The sequence below is a fragment of the Agrobacterium sp. SORGH_AS_0440 genome, assembly GCF_031453135.1.
In the GTDB taxonomy this organism is placed as follows: Bacteria; Pseudomonadota; Alphaproteobacteria; order Rhizobiales; family Rhizobiaceae; genus Agrobacterium; species Agrobacterium pusense.
Genome location: NZ_JAVIYR010000001.1, coordinates 807,991 through 831,422 on the forward strand (window position 1 = coordinate 807,991; position 23,432 = coordinate 831,422).

Sequence of the window (23,432 nt, forward strand, 5' to 3'; positions counted from 1 at the left end):
CGACCTCAGCAGGCAAAAAAAACGCGCGCGTGACTTCGGTATTGCCTTCGACGGCACGCCCGGCCCACTCAACGCCATCACCGACATCGCCGGTATCCATGTCGGCTTTTCGACGATCAGTGAAGAGACACCCCGCCCCGGTCGAAGGTTGCCGGTGCGTACCGGCGTGACGGCGATACTGCCGCACGCCGCAGCGGGCGAACCAGTACCGGTATTCGCTGGCATTCATCGTTTCAATGGCAATGGTGAGATGACGGGATCTCACTGGATCGAGGACGGGGGCTACTTTGTCGGGCCTGTCCTGATTACCAACACGCACAGCGTAGGTATCGCCCATCAAAGCGCCGTGCGATGGATGATTGACCGATTTGCATCGACCTACGAGGGAGACGACCACCTGTGGATCATGCCCGTGGTGGCAGAAACCTATGACGGCATGCTCAATGACATCAACGGCCAACACGTCGCGGTCGAGCACGTCCTGGAGGCGTTGGACGCTGCCAGAAGCGGTCCGGTCGCTGAGGGCAATGTCGGCGGCGGCACGGGCATGATTGCTTACGGTTTCAAGGGCGGCACGGGCACTGCCTCGCGCCTGATCGCAATTGACGACAAGGAGTTCACCGTCGCGGCGTTGGTGCAGGCCAATCACGGCCAGCGGGACTGGCTGACAATTAGCGGCCTACCCGTTGGAAAACTGCTGCAACAAGAAAACCCGGGGCTGTCCGAACGAGGCTCGATCATCGTTGTGATTGCCACGGACCTGCCACTTGCGCCGCACCAGCTGCGGAAGCTGGCGCGGCGCGGCGCGATAGGCATCGGCCGCAACGGCACAGTCGGCGGCAATAGTTCCGGCGACATTTTTCTCGCTTTTTCGACGGCCAATCCACACCCGATGCGCCATAAGGCCGGACCGTTGTTGAGCATCGACATGGTCAATGACGATGTGCTTGATCCGGTCTATCAGGCCGTGGTGCAGAGCGTGGAAGAGGCGGTGATCAATGCGATGGTCGCCGCGGAAACAACAGGTGGCACACCCCACGATCGATACCGCATCGAGGCAATAGACGCCGACGCGGTTGCCAGACTTCTGGCTCAGAGTTCACCCCGCTGATCCCATCGCGCCGCTTCCGTCCCGCCCGCTGGAAGCGCAGATGCAGCTTTGAACATGCGGCGACGGATGTTATCGCCTTAACACAGGCTAAGCCAAAACACGCCGGGAAAAACCAAAGCGGTGGAAGCAAACGCCGCGAGCGCTGCCGCATGAGAGATTACCGAAAGGATATCGCTCCCCAACTTTTGATTGCTCCGCAATTTCCTCATCCACAGCACAAGCAGGAAAAGCGATAAGCCGAACAGAGCAAGCAGTACGGATCGAAGGATCGAAACACCGGCCCAGGAGCGCGTATCCCACCCCCAGGCACAGCCGACGAATTGCACAGCATATAATGTGAGAAAGCACAGGGCCCAGGTGATGAAGGGCCCGGCAAGACTGAAGGCTGTTCGGTAGCGCATCTCAGCCTCCCTCCGTTAATGACCGTAGTGTCTGCAGGAAAAGAAACGATATGCCTGTCGCGAAAAGCAAGTGAACATGCCAGAGGGTGCCTATGCGAAGGTCGTTTCGGCGACGGTCCGAGACGTAGCCATTCGACAGACGCCAACACCCGAATGCCACAAGGATCAGGCCGACAAATCCGTGCAAAAGGAGATAAACGTTGACCGCAACCGAAACGCCGTGGATTGCATGGCTTACCGCCGTATATTCCTCCCGCAGCACCATTGCACCACAGACGATCGCCGCCACGTAGGCAATCGTGCTGATGATCGACATCGTCACAGCCGCTCTCAGATGTCTCGCCAGTGCGCCAAAGATGGTGGCTACAGCGGCGCTCAACAGGAAAACCGTCTGCAGTGATATCGACTGCGGCCAGACGATCTTTTCGCCACCAGCGGAAATCCAGAGGAAAAGCCCGCCGAAAAGCAATGAGGAAAAAAGCGTCGTGTCCGCAATCAGGGCAAGTTTCACCGCCATGACGGACGGAGCATCGGCGCATTCGTAATGAAGCGGAAAACGTTCTTCTCCACGCGCGACGACGGGTCCGCGTTCCTGTCTGGCATCATCGTTCGGCGTCCACGCCAGGAAGAGCAAAGCAATAATGACGAGAGCGAAAACCGCCACCGGATACGCCTTGAGAAGCAATGCGATGAAAAAGGCGGCCGTGGACATGGCAGTCAGCAAAGGAAGAAAGCTTGGCCCTGGCAACACGACGATCTGCAGCGGCGCACCGGTTACGGCATCCGTCCCCATGGTCTCCATTTTCCTGGATCTCACAAAGCCGAGGTACCCTTTACCCGCGGCGAGCGTCGCCGCGATCCGGTTGATCGGAAGGCTGTCCGCTCTAGCAGTCACTTCCGGCTGTGACGCAAAGGCATAGGCCGCTGGCGGGGTCGGCATGGCCCATTCAAGGGTACCGGCATCCCACGGATTGCGCCTGAAGGCGCGCCCGTAGCGAAACAGCAGCGCGAAGTCCAGCACCACCAGCATGAAGCCCGCGGCCATTATGAAGCTGCCAATCGACGAGAGAAGATTGAGCCACTCCCAGGGGGAAGCCTCTGGATAGGAAAAAACACGCCTCGGCATGCCCAGCAGCCCGGTCAGGTGCATCATGAAGAATGTGAGATTGAAGCCGATGAAGATCATCCAGAACGCGGCCCTGGAAAGGTGCTGGACGGGCTGGCGCCCGCTGATATGCGGCACCCAGTAATAAAGCCCGGCGAGCATGGGAAAGAGAAATCCCCCGACCAGGACATAATGAAGATGCGCCACCACAAAATGTGTATCATGCGCCTGCTGATCGAAGGGTACCATGGCCAGCATGACGCCGGTCAGGCCGCCAATGACGAACACGCAGAAAAACCCGAGGATGTGGAGCATGGGAACGCTCATCGTCGGCTTGCCGCTTGCGATGGTTCCAAGCCAGGCGAATATCTGGATCGCTGTCGGGATGGTTACAAGCGCGCTCGCGGCAGAAAAAAACGACAGCGCCACATGGGGGATGCCCACCGTGTACATGTGGTGCACCCACAGTCCGAAGGACAGGAAAGCCATGGCAATCAACGCCGCAACGATGATGTTGTAACCAATCAGGCGCGTTCCTGCCAGAACGGGGATAATTGTCGACAGGGCTCCGGCCGCCGGCAGAAAGATGATGTAGACCTCGGGGTGGCCGAACAGCCAAAAGAGGTGTTGCCACAGAAGCGGGCTACCGCCGCGTTGCGGGTCGAAAAACGGGATATCGAAGGCCCGTTCAGCTTCCAGCAATATCGAACCGAGGATCAGCGGCGGAAAACCGATCAGCATCATCGCGGCGACAACGAGCATGTACCAGGCGAAGACCGGCATCCTGTCGAGGGACATGCCGGGTGCACGCAACCTCAGGATCGTCACGATGATTTCGATCGCCGCGCTGATAGCGGAAATCTCCACGAAGGTAATGCCAAGAAGCCAGATGTCGGCATTGATCCCGGGACTGTATTGCGATGACGACAGCGGCGTGTACATGAACCAGCCCCCCGCAGGCGCAGCCCCGCCAATAAGGGCGAAAATCAGCATTCCGCCGCCGAAGAGGTAACACCAGTAGCCATAGGCGGACAGGCGGGGAAAAGCGAGGTCCCTGGCGCCGATGAGCTTCGGCAGGACGTAGATCGAAAGTCCTTCAAAAAAAGGAATTGCGAACAGAAACATCATGATCGTGCCGTGCATCGTGAAGACCTGCGCATATTGCTCGGCATCCATGAAGGCGTTTGATGACGTGGCCAGTTGTGTCCGGATGAGCATGCCCAGGAACCCGCCTACGGCGAAGAAAACAAGCGCGGTCACCATGAAGCGTTTGCCTATGACGGTGTGGTTGACCGCTGCGAGACGCCGCAATCCGGTGCCCGAACTCCAGACCTCATTGAGTTCCCGGTGAAGCCTTAATGACGAGTGTTTCTTCGGTGTGCGCACATCATTCATCAGCGTTGTCCCAAACCCCCGATCACCTTTGAAAACTCGCTCTCCGTGTGAGCAACAACGCGGAAACTCATGCCGGCATGGCCGGTACCGCAATATTCCGCGCAGATGCCGCCGAAAGTGCCGGTCTGATCCGCCGTGAGGGCAATCTTGTTGGAAAGTCCGGGAATGGCGTCGATCTTTCCGCCAAGCCTTGGAACCCAGAAGCTGTGAATGACATCGTCACTTGTGACCTCTACAATGACATCACGGCCCACCGGCATATGCATCACGTCGGAAATGCGGACTTCTCCGGTCGGTGTTTCGTAAGCAAACTCCCATTTCCACATGCGTGAAACCGCATATATGCGAAGCGGATCGCTCCCGGACTGTGGCAGGAGGGATTCTCCTTGCATGAATGAAAAAGCCACCAGGGCCGTCAGGATCGGTATGGGGAACCCGATGCCGCCGCCGATCAGCCAATGGTGCGTTTTCACCCGAGCAAGGGAGGCCGGGCTGAAAAAGACCAACGCCAGCAGAACGGCAATCAGCATGAAGATTGCGCAGGCGCCGCCCAACATTACCCACCACAGCAGCGCGACCTTGCGACTGGCCGGGCCTGCCGGCGCCAGTGTCGAGAGGTCACCGGAGCAAGCGGAAACCAGCAAAAGCAGAGGAATGAGCGCTATCAAACGGAACCCCGCGCTTCTCCCGCAGGTTAGCGCTCGAAAAGGAAACGTCAGATGGAAAAAAGCGACACACCCAACCCGGTCATCTCCAAGGTGGAGGAGAAGACGACGGACTCCGCAATCGCCGTTGCCGGCCATCCACTGCACGCAATGACCGTTCATTTCCCTATTGCCCTTGTCATAACGACATTGGCTTGCGACCTCCTTTATTGGTGGTCCGCAGACGAGTTCTGGGTTCGCGCCGGTGTCTGGGCATCGGGAGGCGCTTTTTTCAGCGGCGTCGCAGCCGGCATCATCGGCACGGCGGAACTGCTTCTTGTCGCGGGAATTCGCGCCCGGGTTGCCAGCTGGGCGCATGGTGTGGCCGCAATAGCGCTGATCTCCGTGGCAGGCGCCAATTGGGGAGGGCGGACATTCGGCATGATCGAGATTTTGCCGCATGGGCTCGGCCTGTCCCTCCTTGCTTCGGTCCTTACTGCGCTCGCGGGTTGGCACGGCGGAAAGCTGATATTCGATCACGGCATCGGCCTCATGGTGTCTCCCAAGGAATGAGGGGGGCGATGTTACGCTTTAGTGCCCCAGGCTCATGGAACCAGTCAGGCAGCAGTGCGGGTATCTCCGGTTTTGCGAGCGCCAGATAGACGATGCCAAGGGCTATGATGCTGGTGAACGCCGTGACGACAATGAAACGCCACACAGGATAGATCTCGCCGTTGTTAAAGAGACGGAGAATGACCAAGCCCGTAAGCACGTGTAGAAACACGAGAATAGCCACAAGGGCGAGCTTTGCGCTGAACCATGATAAATATGTGGATTGCAGGAAAATAAGCGTGGTTCCGGACGCGACTGCTAAAAAAGCGGCTGGCGACAATACCTTTACATAGGAAAACCGCACGATCTTTTGCAGGCGGAAACGATCGTCATCGTTTTGGACATGCGCACGTTGCACGTAGAGACCGGGAAGACTGACAAGGCCTGCGATCCAGACGGAGATCGCTAAAAAATGGACAAACTTGAAGAGCGCGATCATTCCACCCCCCGCCATGCACTCATGTGCAGCATGGTCCGGACGGAGGAAATCGCAACGACGAGATAGGGGACAAGACCGAATGTCCACATGATGAGGCCCGAAAGCTGCTGATCTTCGAGCGCTGTCATTCCATACGACTCGGTCGTGAGCAGATGCTCTGCAAAAAGCGGATAAGGAGCAAATGTAAGGATGGCTGCGAGGAAGCCCATCTGCGCCATCGTTGCAAGTGCGAGCGCAATTCTCCTTCCCGGTCCGGCAGAGACGAGCATCGTCCTCCATAGCCAGACAGCGGTTACAATCAAGGCGAGCTGCATGCCCCAGTAAGCAAGGGAGTTTGAAAGCGTGAATGAATAACCCGGCGGCAGATGCCAGGCCCAATAGACGATGGTATGCGCGAGAAACGGAATTTCCGGAAGGGCTGGGAGCCGCCAGGGTAAGCGCGGCAGGCGTCCTTCAAGGTTTAGCGCCAGCAATGGCGCAAGGACGGCAATCAATATGAAATGATGGAAAACCCTTGCGGAGAAAAGGGCCGTCGTCAGCGCACAAAGCGGCGATACGAACGCAACGACAAGAACGCAGATTATGGCGGCACGCTGCAAGAAGGCCCCCTGTCGGGTCGCTGTCCCAAACAGCAGAACGGTTGCGAGCGCTATCATCGCGATGAGAACCGGATCGAGGTTCCATGCATATGCAAGGTCGGTGAAATCAGGTGCTGGTCCGCAGTACGGAACAGTTGTTTCGCTCAAAGTCTCGAGCCCCCATGTCAATTCTACCCCTCACCCAACTCCGCTTGCGGAGATGCGTTCCCCTCTTTGCTCACGATCGGGACAACAACCCGTGATCAATGTGAAGGAACGATGAGGCACGCCCGTGGTTCACCATCAGGCCGGGACGCGAGGAAGGAGGAAACAATGCCAATCGTTACGGGACTTTTTGAAGACGAAGAAGGCGCCAAGCGCGCCGTCCAATATCTCGAGAACATCGGCGTGGATCGCCGCATCATTAAGGTCAAAACCTACGATCAGGGATTGGAGGAAAACGCCGGCCATACCCCTGAAAATATTGACAAAGGCGGAATTGAGCAGGGCTTGATTGTCCGCGCCGACGTTTCACATAAGCATCTGGTGAGGGCGTCGGAAGCCTTCCTCAATCTGGCAAGGAAGAAACAGCCGTGACGGGGAACTCATTTTGTCCCATCTTTACCGGAACGTCGCCGCCGCAAGTTTCGGAAGCATGAACCGGAAGGCGATGCTGCGGGCGCCCTGAAACAAGAGAAGCGAAATCCACAGGCCGTCATTGCCATAAAGCGGCTGCAGGACTGCCCAGGCGGCGAAATAGATGATCAGGGATGCCACCATGAGGTTGCGCATTTGCCGAGACCAGGTGGACCCGATATAGACGCCGTCCATCTGAAACGCGATGATGCCGACAACCGGCAAAACCACCACGTAAATCAGGCAGGTATCGGCCAGTCTCGCAACGGCGTCGGTGGGCGCTGTCAGCGCAATCACCCAATCCCCGGCAGCCAGGAAGGCCAAGGAAACCAGCGCTGCAAAAATCAGGCCCCAGAATGTCGTCAGCTTGATCGTGCGGTCAAAGGCCGGCCGATAACGTGCACCGACAGCGCGGCCGGCAAGCTGTTCCGCCGCCGTAGCGACACCGTCAAGGAAGGCGACCCCGAAGAAATAAAAACGCAGCAGAATGGTGTTGGCGGCAAGCACGTCGATCCCAAGGAAGCCGCTCTGGCGGGTGAAGAAGGAGAGGCCGATCAGCAATGCGAAGGAGCGGATCATCATGTCGCCGTTGACCGCAAAGGATCGTCTGATTGCCGGTATATCCGGAAGCCGCCAGGAGGAGCGCTGGGTCTTTGCCAGGATCAAGGCTGCGCCTGCCACCGCGGTCACGGCTTCTGCAACCAAAGTGGCGATCGCAACACCTTCCACTCCCCAGCCGAGCCCTATGACCCAATGAACGCTGAGGGCGGCATTCAGGCCATTCAGCAGCGTCTGGAGGATCATGCTCCACATGGCCTCACCGCGGCCAATGAGCCAGCCGAAGGCGACAAAATTGAAGAGAACGAAGGGGGCCGACCAGATTCGCCAGTGGAAATAGGTCGAGGCGGCTTCGGCGACAATCCCTTCTGCGCCCATAACGCTCATGCCGAGCGCACCGATCGGGCCCTGGAGCAGCAGCAACAACAGACCGGCCACCAGTGCGATGATGAGGCCGCTCAGCAACATGCGCTGTTCACCTACCCGGTCGCCGGCACCCATTGCCTGTGCCGTAAAGCCGGTGGTGGCACCGCGCAGAAAATTGAAGGTCACGAAGATGACATCGAAGATCACGGAGGCCAGCGCCACCCCGCCCACCAGCGCCTCGTTTCGCATATGCGCGATGACGCCCGTCGCCACAAGACCCACAAGCGGGGTCGACAGATAGGCGATCATCATTGGTATCGCGATTTTGAGGACATCGCGATGCGCGACGCCGAACGGGCGGACAGCTGCCTCGGTCCCCGTGATTGCCGTTGCCTTCACTTATTCTTTCCGATGTGGTTCACCCAACGTATGCATCAGCCGGTTCGCCCAGCCGAAGATGGCGATGGAATGGATGAGGTCGAGAATTTCAAGATCATCCAGACCGATTTCCCGCAAGTGATAAAATTGGTAGACCCCCACATTGTCTGGATGGGCGGTCAGATCGACACCGAAATTGAACAGCGCCTGCTCGAAATCAGGAAGGTCCGCATCCAGCCCGTTCTTGTATATTTCGTCCACGACCTCGGGCCGTTTCTCCAGCTGGATATAACGGTTGGCGTGAACAGCGGCGCAGTAAATGCAGTGATTGACGAAGGATGCCGCCAGCGCGCCGATCTCGCGCCCACCGCGTGACAATCCGCCTTCACTATACATGATATCGTTGAAGAGCGGGGTGCGCTCGTTCAGCGCCTCCGCCTCGTTAGCGAGCACGAGGACATAGGCCGATACCTTGGTATTGGAAGGGGTGACCTTCAGGGCCGACAATTGCTCGGGGGTCGCGTTTGCAAGGTCCACAGGCTGGACGTAAGGATGCCAGTCAAGCGCATCGAGGGTGAATTCATGGACGGGCTGTGACATATCAATTGTCCCTCATCATCTTGAGGCCGGCAACGACCAGCACCTGATAATTCACATAGGCAATCAGGCCGGCGAGCGTGACGATATCGCGGTCGTCGAGACCAACGGCATAGAGTTTCTCAATGTTTTCCCGGGTCGCGTTCTTCGGCGTAAGGGTCACGAGATCGACGTGGTTCAGGATGGCTTGCAGGCGGGAATCCGCGTGCTGAAGGACCGATGACGGATCAGCGACCGACGCGTGGTCGGAGCCTCCCTCCTCCTCGGCAAGCCGCTCGATGTAGTGCGCATGAAGTTCTTTCGCCTTCCACAAAGCGGACATACGCGCGGCAAGTGCCGCCCGCAGGGCGTAGGAAAAGTTGCGTGGCTCTGCCGGCCGCAAAGCCGCAAGATAGCTGGTCTGCGTCAGGTGTTTGAGCTTAGAGCGCCGCTCGCGGAGTTTCAGCAGATCGGAGCTTTCATCAAGGCCGAGGACGCGGTCGATCACGTCTTCTGGAGGTGTAGCTGTCATTGTTTTTTCAATCCTCGGAAAGAGCGTCATCCAGGAAGGTCAGGCGGTCCTGTCCCCAGTAGAGCGTGTCGCGGTAAATCCAGGTGGGGGTTCCAAATACACCACGCGCCTGTGCTTCGGCGTGGCTGTCATGCCAGGCCGCCATGATCTCGGGCGTGTCTTCGAGCGCACGCAGCGCACGACCATCAAGACCCAGGCCGTTTGCCACGGCGATGCGAACGTCCGGATCGGTCACGTCCTGCTCCTCCGCCCACAGTGCCCGCAGAAGCGCATGACTGAGTTCCAGTGCAGGCAAACCCTGCCTGTCGGCCGCAATCACCATGCGCGCGGCAAACTCGTTGTTGGTGGGATAATATCTGGGCTTCAGCACCAACGGCATACCGAGACGCTTGCGCCAGCGCTCCAGTTCGACGGCGTGGTAGTCCTGCCGCGGCTGCGGTCTGGAACGAAGTGGAACACCACCGTTTTCGGTGACGATGCGGGTAGGGCGGACGACGATATCAAGATCGTGCTTTTCAATCAGCGCCTTGAACTGTGGCCAGCCCAGATAGGCCCAGGGCGAACTGAGCGCATGGTAATAATAAACGGTTTTTCTGCTCATCGCCTTAACCTCAGGCTGTCTTCTGCATGGTGGGGTCGGCATCCGCATCTGTCCATTCGGACCCATCGAGTTCGGGCTTTTCGTAAGCCTTCAGCGCCTCCCAGTGATGATCGATGTCGGCGATGAACAGCGAAGCTGCGATACCTCGCGCAAGCCAGAGCGCACCTTCGCTGATGGCCGGAATATCGCCGCTGACTTTGCCCAGACTGACCGATGAACCGTAATTGAAACAATGGATCTGCTGCAGCCAAGGGGCGGTACCCGGCTCTTTCTCGGTGAAAGAGAAGTCGTCTTGCAGCCAGGGGAATCGCCCGAGCCCAGGGTTTTCCTCACCTGGTGGCGGCGTGTGTCGGTCCTCCCAGCAGGCGATCTGCCCGTTGAACATTTCGAGTTCGGGACGACTGACGGGGTCGATTGAGAATCCCGTTCCCAAAATCACGAAATCGGTCCGAAAAACGCGGCCGTTGATTGTGGTGATGACAACTTCGCCGCCCTCTTCCTTCATCGATTGGATACCGCAGTCGAAATGGAAATAGGCGTTGGGATGTCGGCTCACCCTCAGCGTTGAATTGTGTGGCGCGGGGGTCTGCTGCTTGACGGAATAATCCATGAGACGCCAGCGCCACTCAGGGTCAATTTTCGCGAAGCCGGCGGTGACACCGTATGATCCGATGCCCATCAACTTGTTGATCGTCGGCATTGTCTTGCGTCTGGCAAGAAGACGCACCTCACCGGCCCCCTGCTCGAGCGCTTCCGCTGCATTGTCCACAGCGGACGCCCCTACCCCGATGACAACGACGCGTTTTCCCTTCAGACGCTGAAAATCAATCATGTCGGCGGAATGCGCCCAGCTGACGTGACGTTGCATGCCCTTCACAAAATCCGGGATCGTCGGTTCTCCCAGGCCATCACGGCCTGTTGCCATCACCAGTTTCCGGGTGATGATCGGGTCAGCCTTCCCCCCGTCGATCTCAAGCTCCAGAAGCCCATCGGACCGTGGTATGACGCGGGTGACGTGGATGTTGTTTTCAACCGGGATTTCCATCACCTGCCGGTACCAGCTCAGATATTCCATCCACATCGGTCGCGGGATGCGAAAGAGTTCTTCCCAGGCCTCTTCGCCAAAGCGGGCGGTGTACCAAGCCCTGAAGGTGAGCGATGCCATACCGAGCGCTGGCCCGAGCAGGTTCTTGGGCGAGCGCAGGGTTTCCATGCGCGCGTAAGTCACCCAGGGCCCCTCTTCACCTTTTGCGGCGCGGTCCACAATCCGGATATTGGCGATCCCTGCCCTTGTCAGGGCATGCCAGGCGACGAGGCCGCACATGCCGCCACCGATGATCACGACATCGCTGGCAAGCTGACCGTCTGAGGTCGAGACCGGTTTCGACCAGTTTGCTGCGGGATAGTTGAGGTAGGACAAATCCTGCCTCACCCGGGCGTTGAGCGCAGCTAGTCTCTGCTGCTCGGTCCGGTCTTGCTGTTCTAAAGTCATCAGGTGATCTCCTGAAATTCACTGTTGCCCATCGGCACCGACGGGCATGAGGATTAATCGGCGAGCACCACGGCGTCGCGATCGCGCCAACCCACCCAGACCGTCTCGCCATCAAGATGCGAGAGCGCCACCGGATCGAGCTGGGCCGACAGGAGTGCGCCGTTATCAAGGTGGATCGTCAACGTCGTGTGCGCGCCCTTGAACACGCGCCGCTCGATCTGGCCCTTGAGGGCAAAACGATCACTCGGCTGCTCGGGAAGACAGAACAGGGCTTCCGGACGCAGCGCGATCGTGACGTGGCTGCCAACCGCGTGATGGTGGCCGTTAAGATCGGCCCGGATCAGGCTGCCCTGCCATCCAATTGTTGCAACATCGCCTTCGGCAGACGCCAATCGGCCTTCGAGAAAGTTGCTCTGGCCAATAAAGTCGGCGACGAAGCGGCTGCGGGGGCGTGCATAGAGATCATCAGGCGCTCCCATCTGCTCGATCCGCCCCTTGTTCATCACCACCACGACGTCAGACATGGTCAGGGCCTCTTCCTGATCATGGGTGACGAAGATGAAGGTCTTGCCGGTCGTCTGCTGGATCGACTTCAACTCGATCTGCATCTCATGGCGCAGCTTGGCGTCGAGTGCCGATAGCGGCTCGTCGAGCAGCAAGACGTTCGGGTCCGGCGCCAGCGCCCGCATGAGGGCCACGCGCTGGCGCTGACCGCCCGACAGTTGCTCAGGCATCCGCCCGGCAAAATCCTGCAGCTTGACGAGACCGAGGAGTTCCATGACCCGCCGGTGGATGGACGCCGAATCCAGCCCCTTCAGTTCAAGTCCAAAGGCAATGTTGCGCTGGACTGACAGGTGCGGAAACAGGGCATAGTCCTGAAAGACGATATTGACGTTTCGCCTGTTGGGCGGCAGATGCGAGATCGGCTGCCCGTCGAGGTAGATTTCGCCGGAAGATGGCGTCTCGAACCCTCCGAGCATTCTCAGCGTCGTGGATTTGCCGCAACCGGAGGGGCCAAGCAGGGTAACGAATTGGCCCGGCGCGACCGCCAGGTCCAGATCATCGACAGCAAGAGAAGCGCCGTAAGACTTGTTGACGTTTTTAAAATGAACAACCGGCTGCATAACTCAGCTCCTCGAACGGCGGGTGAAGTGCTCGGCATAAAGGCCGACGGCGGCGGTGACGATGAGGACGATGGTCGCCATCGCGTTGATCTCGGGCGACATGCCGCCCTGGACTTTGGCGAAAATGAGCATCGGTAGCGTCGGCTTGTATCCACCCAGGAAGAAGGTGCGCACGAAATCGTCGATGCTGGTCAAAACACAGAAAATCATGCCGCCGATCAGGGCCGGCAGGATGTAGGGGACCGTAACGCGCATGAAGGCGATAAATGCGTCAGCCCCGAGGTCTCTTGCCGCATCCACGAGATTGGCGGGCATGGAACGCAGGCGCGTCAGCACCATGATCACGACAAACGGCACCGCATGGACGGTATGGGAGAGGATAATCGCGAAGGTGCCCGTGGGGATATCGACCATCCGGATGAATATCCGCATTGAGATGGCGTTGATGAGACCGGGAACGACGGCAGGCAGGCAGGCGAGCGCAAAGAGGATGGCCTTGCCGCGGATGCCCTCGGTAGAAATCAGCAGGGCAATCCACACACCGATGACGGTCGCTCCGATCGTGGTGGCAAACGCTATTCCGACCGAATAAAGCGAGGCTTCGATGAACTGCTTGTCCTGAAGTACCTTGCCATACCAGTCCAGGGTCCAGTTACTGATCGGAAAGGCGATGAAGTTTGCATCCTTGAAGCTCATCGCCATCATCAGGGCCAGCGGCAAAAGCAGATAGATAACGAAAACGGCATAACAGGCGCCAAGTGCCGTCTTCGGAAGGTCGTTTAAGGGGGACCGCATCATCATCTCCTACATCAGCCGGACAGAGCGACCGCCAACGACGCGCATGAAGAGACCAACCGTCGTCAGCGACACGGCGAGCATCAGCATGGCGAAGGCAGCGCCTTCAGGCCATTTGTCGTTGGAAGAGTGGAAAAGCGTCGCGATCACCTCCGGGAAGATGACGGCGTTCGGCCCGCCGAGCAGCAGCGGAGCGGCGAAGACGCCGACGGCGGTGAGGTAAACCAGGCTGCATCCGGACACGATACCGTCTTTCGACAGCGGCAGGATAACGCGGCGGAAGCGTTGGAAAGGGCTTGCGCCAAGATCGGCAGCGGCATGCACCAGCTGTACCGGGATCTTTTCTATGGCTGAATAAAGTGGGAGCAGCATGTAGAGCGCCAGGAGGTAGATAACGCCGAAGCTCAGCGAGAAGGACGTGTAGAGCATCGGGATGGGCCGATCGATGACGCCGATCTCGCGCAACAGGACGTTGACGGCTCCCCGATTGGCCAGAAGCATGATGACCGAGAAGGTCCGGATCAGTTCTCCGGCCCAGAACGGGATGAGCAGGAGCAGCAGCGCCCGCATACGCTGCTTCGGCTGGAGCACCTTCGCCACGTAATAGGCAACCGGATAAACGATCACCAGGGTCGACACGGTAACGACGGCGGCAAATACGAGGCTGCGTATGAACGGCAGCACGTAAATCGAATCCGAGAAGAACAGGGCATAGTTGGCGAGCGTATAGCGCGTGGCCTCGTTCGGTTGAGGCGGATAGTTGTCCGTGAAGCTGATATTGGCCATTTGCAGGATCGGCCCGACATGCAGGACGAAAAGCCATATCACGGGTATCCCGGCAAGGAGTGCAAGGCGCGCATGGCGACTGTCTGCCAGCCGGCCTATGGTGGTTCGGTAAAGGGCGGAGCCTGTCACCTTGCCAATCCATCCGGAATAATGCGCCGGGGCTGGCGCGCCTTCCTCTCGCAGTTCAGTCATTGTCGTGTTCACCATGATCGTTCCCAGCTCTGGACAAGCTTTTATTGGGGTCCTGCGAACCCGGCCGAGGTCGGGTTCGCATCGCAGCCGTAACTCAGGCAGCCTTGATTTCGGCAGCTGCCTTGTCGATCATCGCGTTCTTCATGGCCCGGTTGACCGAGCTGAAGAACTTGATGCGCTCCATCTGGTCCTGTGGAAGCGCCATGGCGGCCCGTTCGCGGTCGTTGAGCAGCTTGTCGACGCCATCAAAGGCCGAGGCGAAGCCCGACTGCCGAACCATGGCAGCCCCGATTTCCGGCGAGGCGAGGATAGCGTCCAGGAAGGTATAGGCAGCGTCCGCATTCGGACCGTTCTTCACCACGTTGAAGGAGTAGAGGAACCCGTAGGTGCCTTCCTTCGGAACGGACAGCTCGATGGGGTGACCGTCCATGATCAGCTTGGACGTCGGACCGGACCAGGCCTGCGCGACGTAGATGTCCTCGTTCAGGAACATCTGCTGAACCTCGGAGCCCGCATCGTAATATTTGCGAACCTTGTCCTTTTGGCCGATCAGGAAGTCGCGCGCCTTGTTGGTGGCTTCCTGGGCAACGGCTTCCTTGCCTTCATAGGTGACATAGTCACCGTCATTGCCCTGATAGAGCATGGTCAGCGAAAGGAAGTCCGAAATGATGTAGGATGTCAGCCCCTTGTATTCGTCATCGAACATCATGCCCCAGCTATCGGAAGGCTTGGTGTACTCCGTGTTACGGGCCAGACCTTCAAAGCCCGCCAAAAGCGGAACGCCGTAGGTGGAGCCGTTGATGGTGAGCTGCGGTGCGCCTTTGTAAGCTGCTGCCAGCTTGTCCCAATTCTTCAGTCGGCTGGTATCAAGCGGCGAAAGGAGGTTGGAACCGATGAACTGGGAGAGCCGGTGGCCGGTTACCGTCACGATATCAGTCGACGGCGTGGCGCCTTCCGCCGTAAGGATGTTATATTGCTTGCCCTGATCGTCCGTCAGACGGATGCGGATCTCGATCCCCGTGTCCTTCTGAAACTGGTCGATGAAAGACTGCGGCACGAACTTGTCATATGTCGTGATATTGACGACCTTGCCCTGCGCGTGGGCGGAGCGCATCAGGCTGGGCGCCGCCAGGATGCCAGAGCCGGCAGCGAGCAGCTTGAGGGTGGAACGACGGGTCGCTTTAAACTCTTTCATGGCAATCTCCTTGTTTTTGTTTGACCGGTTTGATGGGCAGAGCACTTGCATTTTTAGGGAACGTCTCCTTCGACGGTTCCCCCATAGGTGACATCCGCAACACGTCCTGATGCGCCAGGATCGTGAGCGGTGAAATCGGGCATGCGTGCGGAAGCAACACGGATGATCAGCTGGATCAGCTCCTGGGCAGTGGCCGACAACGGGCGCGCTGTTGCCGAGAAGATTCCCCAGAGGAACGGGATGTCGACGTCGAGCGGTCGCACAGTCACGCCCGCGGTCAGGGGACCGTAAGCGGTTGCCGGTTCGACAATCGCAATCCCCATCCCGGTCGAAGCGATCTGCACCGCACTCATCGCCGCGCTCGTCGCTATGATCCGTCGTGCACGAACATTTGCCTCCTGCAGAGCCTTGTCCACCCGGCGACGAAGACGGAACGGATTTGCAAGCGTAATGACTGTCTGGCCGGCCAGGTCGGCAACGGAAATGACATCCTTGGCGGCCAGCGGATCGTGAACGGACAGAACGGCTGCACAGCGGCCCTGAAAATATCCGTGCGCTTCGAGGCCGGGCTGTTCGGCCGGGAGCGACGTCACACAGAAATCGGCGGTACGCCCCAGCACCGCCTGAACGGCGGCTTCGGCAGGCATGCTTCTTAAAAAGACCGTATGCGGAAGAAGGGCTTCCGGTAGCTCGGCGAGAGCAAGCGGCACCATACCCGTGGCAAAAGCAGGCGTAGCGGCGATCTCGACCGGTTCGGGCTCCTTGAGACTGATCCTTTGCGCTCGATTGCGCAGATGCTCGATGCCGCTGATGAAGCGTTCCGCTTCAGAATGAAAAGCAATCCCCTTGTCACTCGGCGTTATGCGCGGGCCATTGCGATCAAACAGCGGAAATCCAAGCGACGTTTCAAGGTCCTGGATAAGACGTGTGACCTGGGATTGCGAACGGTCAAGCAGGCGCGCAGCACCGGTGATGCTGCCTGCGGACATAACCGCAAGAAATGCCTCCAGTTCGCGTATCTCCATCGCTATCATGCATCCTTTGCATTATGACAAATTTAATGTGCATTAAACGCATGATGTCTGCTAGTGACAAAAGAGAATTTTTCGTTTGGGACGCGGAAGATGAAAAAGATGGCTTGCTGACTTCGAACTGTGCAGAAAATTAAGCCTCGGGGTGTGGCTTTTGCTCGTGCAGCACATGCATTTACTGGAAGGAGCCAGAATTTGCTGAGGGCGTAGGCAGGCGCGCGGATAAATGAGGCAGGGGAACCGAAAACACAGCCTCTGGCGCGCCAGAAAAAATGATGCATTTGCGCAACGATCGGCGGGCAATGTACAGAACCGGTTTGTGTTCTACGCGAAAGATAGAGACCAGAGGGTGGCGCCATGTCCACTCCTACAACCGAAAGGACAGATGACATGCGGATAGCCATTCTCGGTGCGGGTTCGATTGCTTATGGCATGGCGGCTTTCCTCGCCAATGCGGGGCATCATCCGTCCCTATGGTCGCCCTCCGGCCGCAGTGCCAAGCCGTTGTCGGAAGGCGAACCGCTCGTCGCTACCGGCGCGTTGGACTTCGTCGGTCCGGTCGAGGTCGCGGCAACCTGCGAGACTGCTGTTGCGGATGCAGATGCGGTCATCATTGCAATGCCTGCAAACGGTCATCGTGCCGCCATCGACGCGGCGCTGCCGCATTTGCGGTCGGGACTGCCCGTCATCATCAGCTCCCATAGCTCCTTTGGAGCGCTCTATCTGTCGAAGCGGCTTTCCGAACGACAGCTCCGCCTGCCGATCATTGCTTGGGGGACCACGCTTCTGACGGCCCGCCGCCAAACCGACGGGCGCAGCGTCGTCGTCAACACCATCCGCCAGAAGGTGGACTTTGCCACCCTGCCGAAGTCGGCAGCCGCTGAGGGTCGGAGCCTTTGCACTGAACTCTTCGGTGATCGCTTCGTCGAACGTGACGGTTTGCTTGCCATCGCGCTCTCAAACCTCAATCCTCAAAATCATCTCGGGATCGCATTGCTCAACCTGACACGGATGGAAAAGGCGGAGAGCTGGGGACAGGGCGAACATGTCACACCGGCGGTCGGTCAGTTGATTGAGGCGCTCGACGCCGAGCGACTGTCAATTGCCGAGAGCTTCGGCCTGGAGGTCAAAACAGTTCGCGAACACTTTTCTCTCTCCTTCCATGTGCCCCTCGCCTCTGTTTCCGAAATGAACCAGCAGATGCATCGTGAAGGACGAGGCGGAATGGGCCCTTCCTCCATCGAAAGCCGCTACATTTTCGAAGATGTGCCGTTCGGTCTACTGCCAACCGTGCTTCTCGGCCGCATAGTCAACCGGCCTGCGGTTCTGCATGAGGCAGGCGTTCGCATCTTTACCGCATCGGTCGCACACAATCTGGAAGCAGACAATGACCTGCTGCCGGAGCTTTCACTTGATCATCTCGGTCCGAGCGAGCTGCGCGAGCTTTGCGAGAGCGGATTTTAACGGAGCAGAGGGCCTTTCAGCGGCCCTTTGGCGATCCGCAGATTCTGAGGCAGATCGGCTTGCGGCAACGGCGGGCTGGCACGCGAACCGCAGTCCTGGATCGATCACATGAGCAGCTGGGCAGGCTCAGTCATCGTTACGGCAGAGCTAAGTGAGCGCTTTCCGTCATGGCCGTAATTGGCCCGACGCGGATGTTGCCGGTTATTCACGAGGCCACAACTCTATTGCGTCCTTGTGCCTTGGCGAGCAGAAGGGCCGCATCCGCCCGTGCCAGCAGCGTGTCCAGCGGCCCGGCCTCCGGCGAGGTTGCCACACCCACGGAAATTGTTACGGTTCCAAGAAGTTTCCCGGCATGGGAAATCGCTGTAGCACTTACTGCCGTTCTCACTTTTTCGGCCAAACCGGCAGCGTCGCCCTTGAGCATCCCCGGCAAGAGCGCGGTAAATTCCTCTCCCCCATAACGGTAAGCCTCACCGTGATCGCCCAGCGTGTCACGAAGCGTTCGGCCCACATACTGCATGACCTTGTCGCCGGCATCATGACCATATTCGTCATTAAAGCGCTTGAAGTGGTCGATATCGATCATCAGGCAGGCAAGTGGTGTCTTTAATTCGTCGCTCGCGAAACGTTGCACCCTTTCATCCAGATGCCGGCGATTGAACAACCCGGTCAGAGGGTCTTCGATAGCCATCAGCGTCAACTTCTCACGCAGCTGCAGATTGGCGATGGCAAGCCCGACATTTTCGGCAATCAGTTCGAGATAAAGCCGTGACGCATCGAGGTGCAGCGCCTGCCCTTCTTTTTCTTCCAGGTAAAAAAGCCCGATCATGTCGCCTTGCGCGGTCAACGGGACGCAAAGAGCGATAGCATCCGGATCATCCAGATGCTGACACGGCACATCGGTGTCGGAGAACCCGTTGGCGTGCGCCCGCCCGCGGCGCATCCCCCAGCACGCAGACGCAGGAAAACTGTCTCCGGCATTGTCAGGCGCTAGCCAGTCCGAACTGCGATTGAGGATATTCTTGCTTTCGTTCAGGATATAGAGACCGCCGGCAATGCCGGGAAAGATTTGCGGCGCAAAGCGCGCGACGATGCTGGCAAGCTCGCCCTGGTTCTGGCAGGCCTGCAGGCGGTGCATCATCTGCAGGATGAGGTCCTTGGTCTGTTGGTCTGCCCGTCGTTCCGCGTCGAGCCGATCGCGCTCGATGCCGCTCGCCCGGAAGATTTCAATCGCGGTGTTCATCTCGCCGATCTCGTCCCGGCGACTGTCGGGCAGCACCTCGACGGAATAATCCTGCTTTGCAAGCCGGTCGATGATCCCGCTCATTCGCACCAATGGCATGGCGATCCGGCGTCTCAGGATGAAATAGAGCACCGCCAGGAACAGCCCCCCCGTCAGCCCCAGCATGATCTTGGCGATGACGCTCCACCAGTCGCTACGCGCTCGCGCCGCGGCCAACTGCGATCCGGTCCTTGCGGCCGTCAAATCGCGAAAATGCGCGACAGTCGCCAGAATATCCTCTTGCAGTCTTTCATGCTCGGGGCCGAACAACGTGGACTGGGCAGCGCTCTTCTCACCGCGCTGAAATGCTTCGACCGCCGCGATCTCGAACTTGTCGAGTGCGTCCGCATCCGTTTCGATCTTTCGCAGCGCATCGACCTCGGCCTTCGGCAGCACTTTCGACAAGAGCTGGTCAACTGCGGCTTCCCGGCTTCGCTCGCTTCCATCTTCGGCCCGGAACGCATTGAGATGACGTTCTTCGCCACGCATAACAAACAGCCTGGCCTCGTCGGACCGGACCTCTGCGCCAAGTGCGAGGTCTTCCGCCAGACTATCCAGCGTCAGATGCTCTTCCACCGCGACACGCTCTTCGACGGCGCTGCGAGACGACATGATGAAGGCCGCGCCAGACAAAGCCGTCAAGACGACTGTCGCTCCGTAAGCCCAGTTGGTGATCGCGCTTATTCTCATTCTCTAATACTACACACCGCTGCTTGCGGGAGGATTAAGACGCCGGTTGCGATTGCATGGTGCCTGCTCGACATTGCCGGCGCCGGCAGGCCCAGAGTTCAGCAAGCTGGCCGAAGTTGACTGGACAGTCAACGAGAGCGCCACGGAAATCATTCATTCCGTCCCGCGCGGAGATCGAGGTTCCAAATGATGTCCGGCATTCGCCGAAGCATTGGTCACACTGAACAATTGCGGCTATGTTATTGTGGCAGATCACGGGAGGCGGCCTTCGAGGGCCGGTGATTGATGGGTTTTACGGACCACGTTAAGGAAATCGAGCGGGTCGGACAGGGAACCAACACGGGCCGCGACGCCGTTGTCCTGGAGTCCTGGCGGCGCTGTCTGGACGCCTACCAGCTCGATCCGGCGCAGGCGCGCGAGGCAGTGATCGTTTCGGAAACACGGCTGCGGGAACACCGTCAGCAGGCGGAAGATCTGGTACACATCGCCCGCTCCGGCCTCGAGCGGCTCTACCGGCAGGTTGCCGAACAGAATTACGTGTTGCTGTTGTCGGATCGGCTTGGTGTCACCGTTGAATTCCTGGGTGACCCCTCCTTCAACAACAATCTGCGCAAAGCGGGGCTCTATCTCGGTTCCGAGTGGTCCGAGCCCCGGGCCGGCACCTGCGCGGTGGGCGCCTGCATTGCCACGGGCGAGGCCCTGACGATCCACCAGACCGACCATTTTGACATCACCCATACACCCCTGTCCTGCACGGCAGCCCCTATCTATGATACGCAAGGATCATTGGCGGCCGTTCTCGACATTTCACTCCTCAGTTCGCCAATCCTGAAAGCCAGCCAGAACATGGCGCGTCATCTCGTCTCGTCGACGGTGCGGCGGATCGAGCTTGCCAATCTCATGGCAAACAGCCGTCACGATCTGGTCCTGCGCTTTGCGGGAGCGCCGGAGTTTCTCGACGTCGATCCGGAAGCGGCGATATCCGTAGACGGTGCGGGGCGCATCACCGGCATGACCCACGGCGGCGCCCGGCTTCTCGCCGCGTCGCGCGGTCTCGACTGGCGCACGCCCGAGCTTCTGATCGGCCAGCCCGTTACGGACTTCTTCCATGCGGGGCTCGACGAGTTAGCCTCGCTGACCCGCGCCAGCCTGCCCCAGGAACGGCGGATCGCCGTTCGCGACGGCTCGCTGCTCTTTGCCCATGCCATAGAACCGCAGCAACGCACAGGCAACGTGCCCTCTGCCCGCACTTCCGGCCGATCGCCGGCGATCAACGGGCTCGGCGGCAATGTGCCGGCGATCGACGACCTCAGGCGCAAGGTAGTCAAACTTGCACCCAGCAGACTGCCGATATTGCTGCAGGGAGAGACCGGGACGGGCAAGGAATATCTCGCCCGCATCATTCATGAGATGAGCGGGCTTTCTGGCCGCTTCGTGGCAGTCAATTGCGCCGCCATTCCGGAGCAGCTGATCGAGAGTGAACTTTTCGGTTACGTCCCGGGGGCTTTTACCGGGGCACTGGCCAAGGGGAAAAAGGGGTTGATCGAGGAGGCCGAGGGCGGAACGCTCTTCCTCGACGAGATCGGCGACATGTCCTATGCCGCCCAGAGCCGGTTGCTCAGGGTTCTCGCCGAGGGCGAGGTGCTTCCCGTCGGCGGCTCGGTCGCTCGCAAGGTGGGTTTCCGTGTCGTCTCCGCTTCGCATCGATCGCTGGCCAACATGGTCGCGGCAGGCGGGTTCCGCGAAGACCTCTATTATCGGCTCAACGCCGCCGTCCTGTCGTTACAGCCGCTCCATGAACGCGAGGATCTGCCGTGGCTCCTCGAGCAGCTGCTCCATAAACACAATACGAAGGACGGCCGCCTGACGTTATCGGGCGCAGCGAGGCTGCTGCTTCTCAACCATCGCTGGCCAGGCAATATCCGCGAACTCGACAATGCCATCGCCTTTGCCGCAGCGCTGTGCGACGATGGTGTGATCGAGATCACGGACCTGCCGGATCATTTGTCGCAGCCTGCCAGCGTGCGCATCGGCGACAGCGTCGAAACAAACCTGCGTGCCGTACTCACGAGTTGCAAGGGCAACGTCTCCGAAGCCGCCCGCCGTCTTGGTATCGATCGCACGACGCTCCATCGCCGGATGAGGCGGTTCGGTATAGAGCGTCCGCACTGAGCCATTCATTGCAGCATCCGCCACACCTGTTGCGCCACAGCTGTGGCGCAATCGTCATCACCTTCCTTGAAAACGCTGTGATTTCCAGCCCTCTCGACGGTCGGCTCGGCTGGCACGGCGGTTGCTCCTCCTGATGGCATGAAAAGCAGCATTAAGGAGGAAACATGCGCGCCCTCAGATTTCACGCCGCAAAGGACTTGCGGCTCGAGGACATCCCCGAGCCGAGACAGGCGGGACCGGGCCAGGTCATCGTCCGCAACCGCTTCGTCGGAATTTGCGGAACGGATCTTCACGAATACAGCTATGGCCCGATCTTCATCCCGACCGAGCCGCATCCGTTTACCGGCGCCCACGGCCCTCAGGTCCTCGGCCACGAGTTCGGTGGCGTTGTCGAAGCCATCGGTGAAGGCGTGACCTCGGTCGCCATCGGCGACCGCGTCTCGATCCAGCCTCTCGTCATGCCGCGCTCCGGCGACTACTTCGCCGACCGCGGCCTTTTCCATCTCAGCCCGCAACTCGCACTTGTGGGTCTCAGCTGGAATGGCGGAGGCATGGCTGAAGCCGCGCTGGTTCACGAATATAATGTCCAGAAGATCCCAGACGAGATGACCGATGAAGAGGCCGCACTCGTCGAGCCGACGGCGGTTGCCGTCTATGCCTGCGACCGTGGCGGCGTCACCGCCGGTAACAGCGTTCTCGTTACAGGTGCCGGCCCGATCGGCATGCTGACGCTGCTGGCGGCCCGAGCGGCCGGTGCCACCAAGCTGTTCGTCTCGGACCTGAACGATGCCCGCCTCGAGCTTGCCAAGAAAGTCCTGCCCGACCTTGTCGCCATCAATCCGAAGCGCGAGAAGGTTGGCGATGTCGTCCGCGCCCAGACCGAGGGCCAGGTGGGATGCGACGTTGCGATCGAATGCGTCGGCAACGAACACGCCCTGAAGGCATGCGTGGATGCTGTGCGCAAGCAGGGCGTCGTCGTTCAGACAGGCCTGCATCCGCATGAGAATCCGATCGACTGGTTCCAGGTCACGTTCCGCGATCTCGAGGTCAAAGGCTCCTGGGCCTATCCAACCCATTACTGGCCGCGTGTCATCAGCCTGATCTCATCCGGCCTCCTGCCGGCGACGAAGATTGTCACCAAGCGCGTCACGCTTGAAACGGCCGTGAAAGAGGGCTTCGACGCCCTCCTCGATCCGGCCGGCACCCACCTGAAGATCCTGATCGATCTCTCGAAATAAGCATCTCGGCCAAGGCCTGAAGGGAGAGGAGCCCTGAAG

At 59.2% G+C, this 23,432-nt stretch carries 21 protein-coding genes; 6 read left to right on the plus strand and 15 right to left on the minus strand.

The genetic code is table 11. The annotated features are described in order from the left end of the window. The first annotated feature begins 94 nt into the window (after positions 1–94). Complete coding sequence (locus QE453_RS03750; protein ID WP_404977885.1) at positions 95–1,111, plus strand: P1 family peptidase; 1,017 nt, start codon at positions 95–97, stop codon at positions 1,109–1,111. Between the two features lie 402 nt (positions 1,112–1,513). Here QE453_RS03750 and ctaD read toward each other — a convergent pair whose 3' ends face one another. Together ctaD and coxB are read right to left on the minus strand one after the other, a co-directional pair. Further along, a complete protein-coding gene (gene ctaD / locus QE453_RS03755) occupies positions 1,514–4,012 on the minus strand; it encodes a cytochrome c oxidase subunit I (protein ID WP_309776401.1) in 2,499 nt (832 codons plus the stop codon). Then, positions 4,012–4,680: a cytochrome c oxidase subunit II gene (gene coxB / locus QE453_RS03760; protein ID WP_162696269.1), complete on the minus strand. Its 669-nt coding sequence runs from the start codon at positions 4,678–4,680 to the stop codon at positions 4,012–4,014. The genes ctaD and coxB overlap by 1 nt, the downstream gene beginning before the upstream one ends. A gap of 51 nt (positions 4,681–4,731) precedes the next feature. Here coxB and QE453_RS03765 point away from each other — a divergent pair, with 51 nt between their 5' ends. Further along, complete coding sequence (locus tag QE453_RS03765) at positions 4,732–5,229, plus strand: DUF2231 domain-containing protein (RefSeq protein ID WP_072493364.1); 498 nt, start codon at positions 4,732–4,734, stop codon at positions 5,227–5,229. On the opposite strand, the gene QE453_RS03770 is transcribed toward QE453_RS03765, so the two are convergent. Together QE453_RS03770 and QE453_RS03775 are read right to left on the minus strand one after the other, a co-directional pair. Further along, entirely contained in the window at positions 5,207–5,707 is a 501-nt protein-coding gene (locus tag QE453_RS03770; RefSeq protein WP_309776402.1) for a CopD family protein, read from the minus strand. The two genes, QE453_RS03765 and QE453_RS03770, sit on opposite strands and share 23 nt — an antisense overlap. Then, complete coding sequence (locus tag QE453_RS03775) at positions 5,704–6,306, minus strand: cytochrome c oxidase assembly protein (protein ID WP_309776403.1); 603 nt, start codon at positions 6,304–6,306, stop codon at positions 5,704–5,706. Before QE453_RS03775 ends, QE453_RS03770 begins: the two co-directional genes overlap by 4 nt. Positions 6,307–6,618: 312 nt before the next feature. On the opposite strand from QE453_RS03775, the gene QE453_RS03780 reads away from it, so the two are divergent. Beyond that, complete coding sequence (locus tag QE453_RS03780; protein ID WP_006697835.1) at positions 6,619–6,882, plus strand: hypothetical protein; 264 nt, start codon at positions 6,619–6,621, stop codon at positions 6,880–6,882. Between the two features lie 24 nt (positions 6,883–6,906). Here the strand turns inward: QE453_RS03780 and QE453_RS03785 are convergent, their stop codons facing one another. The 10 genes from QE453_RS03785 to QE453_RS03830 all read right to left on the minus strand — a co-directional run bounded on the left by QE453_RS03785 (position 6,907) and on the right by QE453_RS03830 (position 16,550). After that, positions 6,907–8,244 (minus strand): MATE family efflux transporter, encoded by a 1,338-nt coding sequence (locus QE453_RS03785; protein WP_309776404.1) that lies wholly within the window; start codon positions 8,242–8,244, stop codon positions 6,907–6,909. Then, positions 8,245–8,823, minus strand: a complete 579-nt coding sequence (locus QE453_RS03790) for a peroxidase-related enzyme (RefSeq protein WP_004445999.1) — start codon at positions 8,821–8,823, stop codon at positions 8,245–8,247. It abuts the gene before it with no gap. A gap of 1 nt (position 8,824) precedes the next feature. Continuing rightward, positions 8,825–9,331: a CMD domain-containing protein gene (locus QE453_RS03795; protein ID WP_004446001.1), complete on the minus strand. Its 507-nt coding sequence runs from the start codon at positions 9,329–9,331 to the stop codon at positions 8,825–8,827. Positions 9,332–9,338: 7 nt separating this feature from the next. Continuing rightward, on the minus strand, positions 9,339–9,932 hold the full coding sequence (locus QE453_RS03800; protein WP_309776405.1) for a 2-hydroxychromene-2-carboxylate isomerase: 594 nt from the start codon (positions 9,930–9,932) through the stop codon (positions 9,339–9,341). Positions 9,933–9,942: 10 nt separating this feature from the next. Continuing rightward, entirely contained in the window at positions 9,943–11,424 is a 1,482-nt protein-coding gene (locus tag QE453_RS03805; protein WP_309776406.1) for an NAD(P)/FAD-dependent oxidoreductase, read from the minus strand. 53 nt (positions 11,425–11,477) lie between these two features. Then, positions 11,478–12,548, minus strand: coding sequence for an ABC transporter ATP-binding protein (locus tag QE453_RS03810; protein ID WP_309776407.1), 1,071 nt, complete (start codon positions 12,546–12,548; stop codon positions 11,478–11,480). Between the two features lie 3 nt (positions 12,549–12,551). Further along, entirely contained in the window at positions 12,552–13,343 is a 792-nt protein-coding gene (locus tag QE453_RS03815) for an ABC transporter permease (RefSeq protein ID WP_034497471.1), read from the minus strand. Positions 13,344–13,352: 9 nt separating this feature from the next. Then, positions 13,353–14,336: an ABC transporter permease gene (locus tag QE453_RS03820; RefSeq protein WP_004446007.1), complete on the minus strand. Its 984-nt coding sequence runs from the start codon at positions 14,334–14,336 to the stop codon at positions 13,353–13,355. 79 nt (positions 14,337–14,415) lie between these two features. Then, positions 14,416–15,516 (minus strand): extracellular solute-binding protein, encoded by a 1,101-nt coding sequence (locus tag QE453_RS03825; RefSeq protein WP_112765539.1) that lies wholly within the window; start codon positions 15,514–15,516, stop codon positions 14,416–14,418. Positions 15,517–15,569: 53 nt separating this feature from the next. Next, entirely contained in the window at positions 15,570–16,550 is a 981-nt protein-coding gene (locus tag QE453_RS03830) for a LysR family transcriptional regulator (protein WP_048902906.1), read from the minus strand. A gap of 387 nt (positions 16,551–16,937) precedes the next feature. Here QE453_RS03830 and QE453_RS03835 point away from each other — a divergent pair, with 387 nt between their 5' ends. Then, positions 16,938–18,011: an NAD/NADP octopine/nopaline dehydrogenase family protein gene (locus QE453_RS03835; protein WP_309776408.1), complete on the plus strand. Its 1,074-nt coding sequence runs from the start codon at positions 16,938–16,940 to the stop codon at positions 18,009–18,011. A 205-nt stretch (positions 18,012–18,216) separates the two neighbouring features. On the opposite strand, the gene QE453_RS03840 is transcribed toward QE453_RS03835, so the two are convergent. Beyond that, on the minus strand, positions 18,217–19,983 hold the full coding sequence (locus QE453_RS03840; RefSeq protein ID WP_309776409.1) for a diguanylate cyclase: 1,767 nt from the start codon (positions 19,981–19,983) through the stop codon (positions 18,217–18,219). Between the two features lie 285 nt (positions 19,984–20,268). Here QE453_RS03840 and QE453_RS03845 point away from each other — a divergent pair, with 285 nt between their 5' ends. Both QE453_RS03845 and QE453_RS03850 read left to right on the plus strand, forming a co-directional pair. After that, a complete protein-coding gene (locus tag QE453_RS03845; RefSeq protein WP_244405678.1) occupies positions 20,269–22,155 on the plus strand; it encodes a sigma-54-dependent Fis family transcriptional regulator in 1,887 nt (628 codons plus the stop codon). Positions 22,156–22,319: 164 nt separating this feature from the next. Then, positions 22,320–23,393 (plus strand): 2,3-butanediol dehydrogenase, encoded by a 1,074-nt coding sequence (locus QE453_RS03850; protein ID WP_072493375.1) that lies wholly within the window; start codon positions 22,320–22,322, stop codon positions 23,391–23,393. Positions 23,394–23,432: the final 39 nt, after the last annotated feature.

Bases quoted from the DNA above. Each gene is read 5' to 3' on its own strand.
- QE453_RS03840 (WP_309776409.1), bottom strand. From the start codon at position 19,983: ATGAGAATAAGCGCGATCACCAACTGGGCTTACGGAGCGACAGTCGTC.
- QE453_RS03770 (WP_309776402.1), bottom strand. From the start codon at position 5,707: ATGATCGCGCTCTTCAAGTTTGTCCATTTTTTAGCGATCTCCGTCTGG.
- QE453_RS03765 (WP_072493364.1), top strand. From the start codon at position 4,732: ATGGAAAAAAGCGACACACCCAACCCGGTCATCTCCAAGGTGGAGGAG.
- QE453_RS03805 (WP_309776406.1), bottom strand. From the start codon at position 11,424: ATGACTTTAGAACAGCAAGACCGGACCGAGCAGCAGAGACTAGCTGCG.
- QE453_RS03835 (WP_309776408.1), top strand. From the start codon at position 16,938: ATGCGGATAGCCATTCTCGGTGCGGGTTCGATTGCTTATGGCATGGCG.
- QE453_RS03825 (WP_112765539.1), bottom strand. From the start codon at position 15,516: ATGAAAGAGTTTAAAGCGACCCGTCGTTCCACCCTCAAGCTGCTCGCT.
- QE453_RS03845 (WP_244405678.1), top strand. From the start codon at position 20,269: ATGGGTTTTACGGACCACGTTAAGGAAATCGAGCGGGTCGGACAGGGA.
- QE453_RS03780 (WP_006697835.1), top strand. From the start codon at position 6,619: ATGCCAATCGTTACGGGACTTTTTGAAGACGAAGAAGGCGCCAAGCGC.
- QE453_RS03800 (WP_309776405.1), bottom strand. From the start codon at position 9,932: ATGAGCAGAAAAACCGTTTATTATTACCATGCGCTCAGTTCGCCCTGG.
- QE453_RS03820 (WP_004446007.1), bottom strand. From the start codon at position 14,336: ATGGTGAACACGACAATGACTGAACTGCGAGAGGAAGGCGCGCCAGCC.
- ctaD (WP_309776401.1), bottom strand. From the start codon at position 4,012: ATGAATGATGTGCGCACACCGAAGAAACACTCGTCATTAAGGCTTCAC.
- QE453_RS03830 (WP_048902906.1), bottom strand. From the start codon at position 16,550: ATGATAGCGATGGAGATACGCGAACTGGAGGCATTTCTTGCGGTTATG.
- QE453_RS03795 (WP_004446001.1), bottom strand. From the start codon at position 9,331: ATGACAGCTACACCTCCAGAAGACGTGATCGACCGCGTCCTCGGCCTT.
- QE453_RS03850 (WP_072493375.1), top strand. From the start codon at position 22,320: ATGCGCGCCCTCAGATTTCACGCCGCAAAGGACTTGCGGCTCGAGGAC.
- QE453_RS03810 (WP_309776407.1), bottom strand. From the start codon at position 12,548: ATGCAGCCGGTTGTTCATTTTAAAAACGTCAACAAGTCTTACGGCGCT.
- QE453_RS03815 (WP_034497471.1), bottom strand. From the start codon at position 13,343: ATGCGGTCCCCCTTAAACGACCTTCCGAAGACGGCACTTGGCGCCTGT.
- QE453_RS03790 (WP_004445999.1), bottom strand. From the start codon at position 8,823: ATGTCACAGCCCGTCCATGAATTCACCCTCGATGCGCTTGACTGGCAT.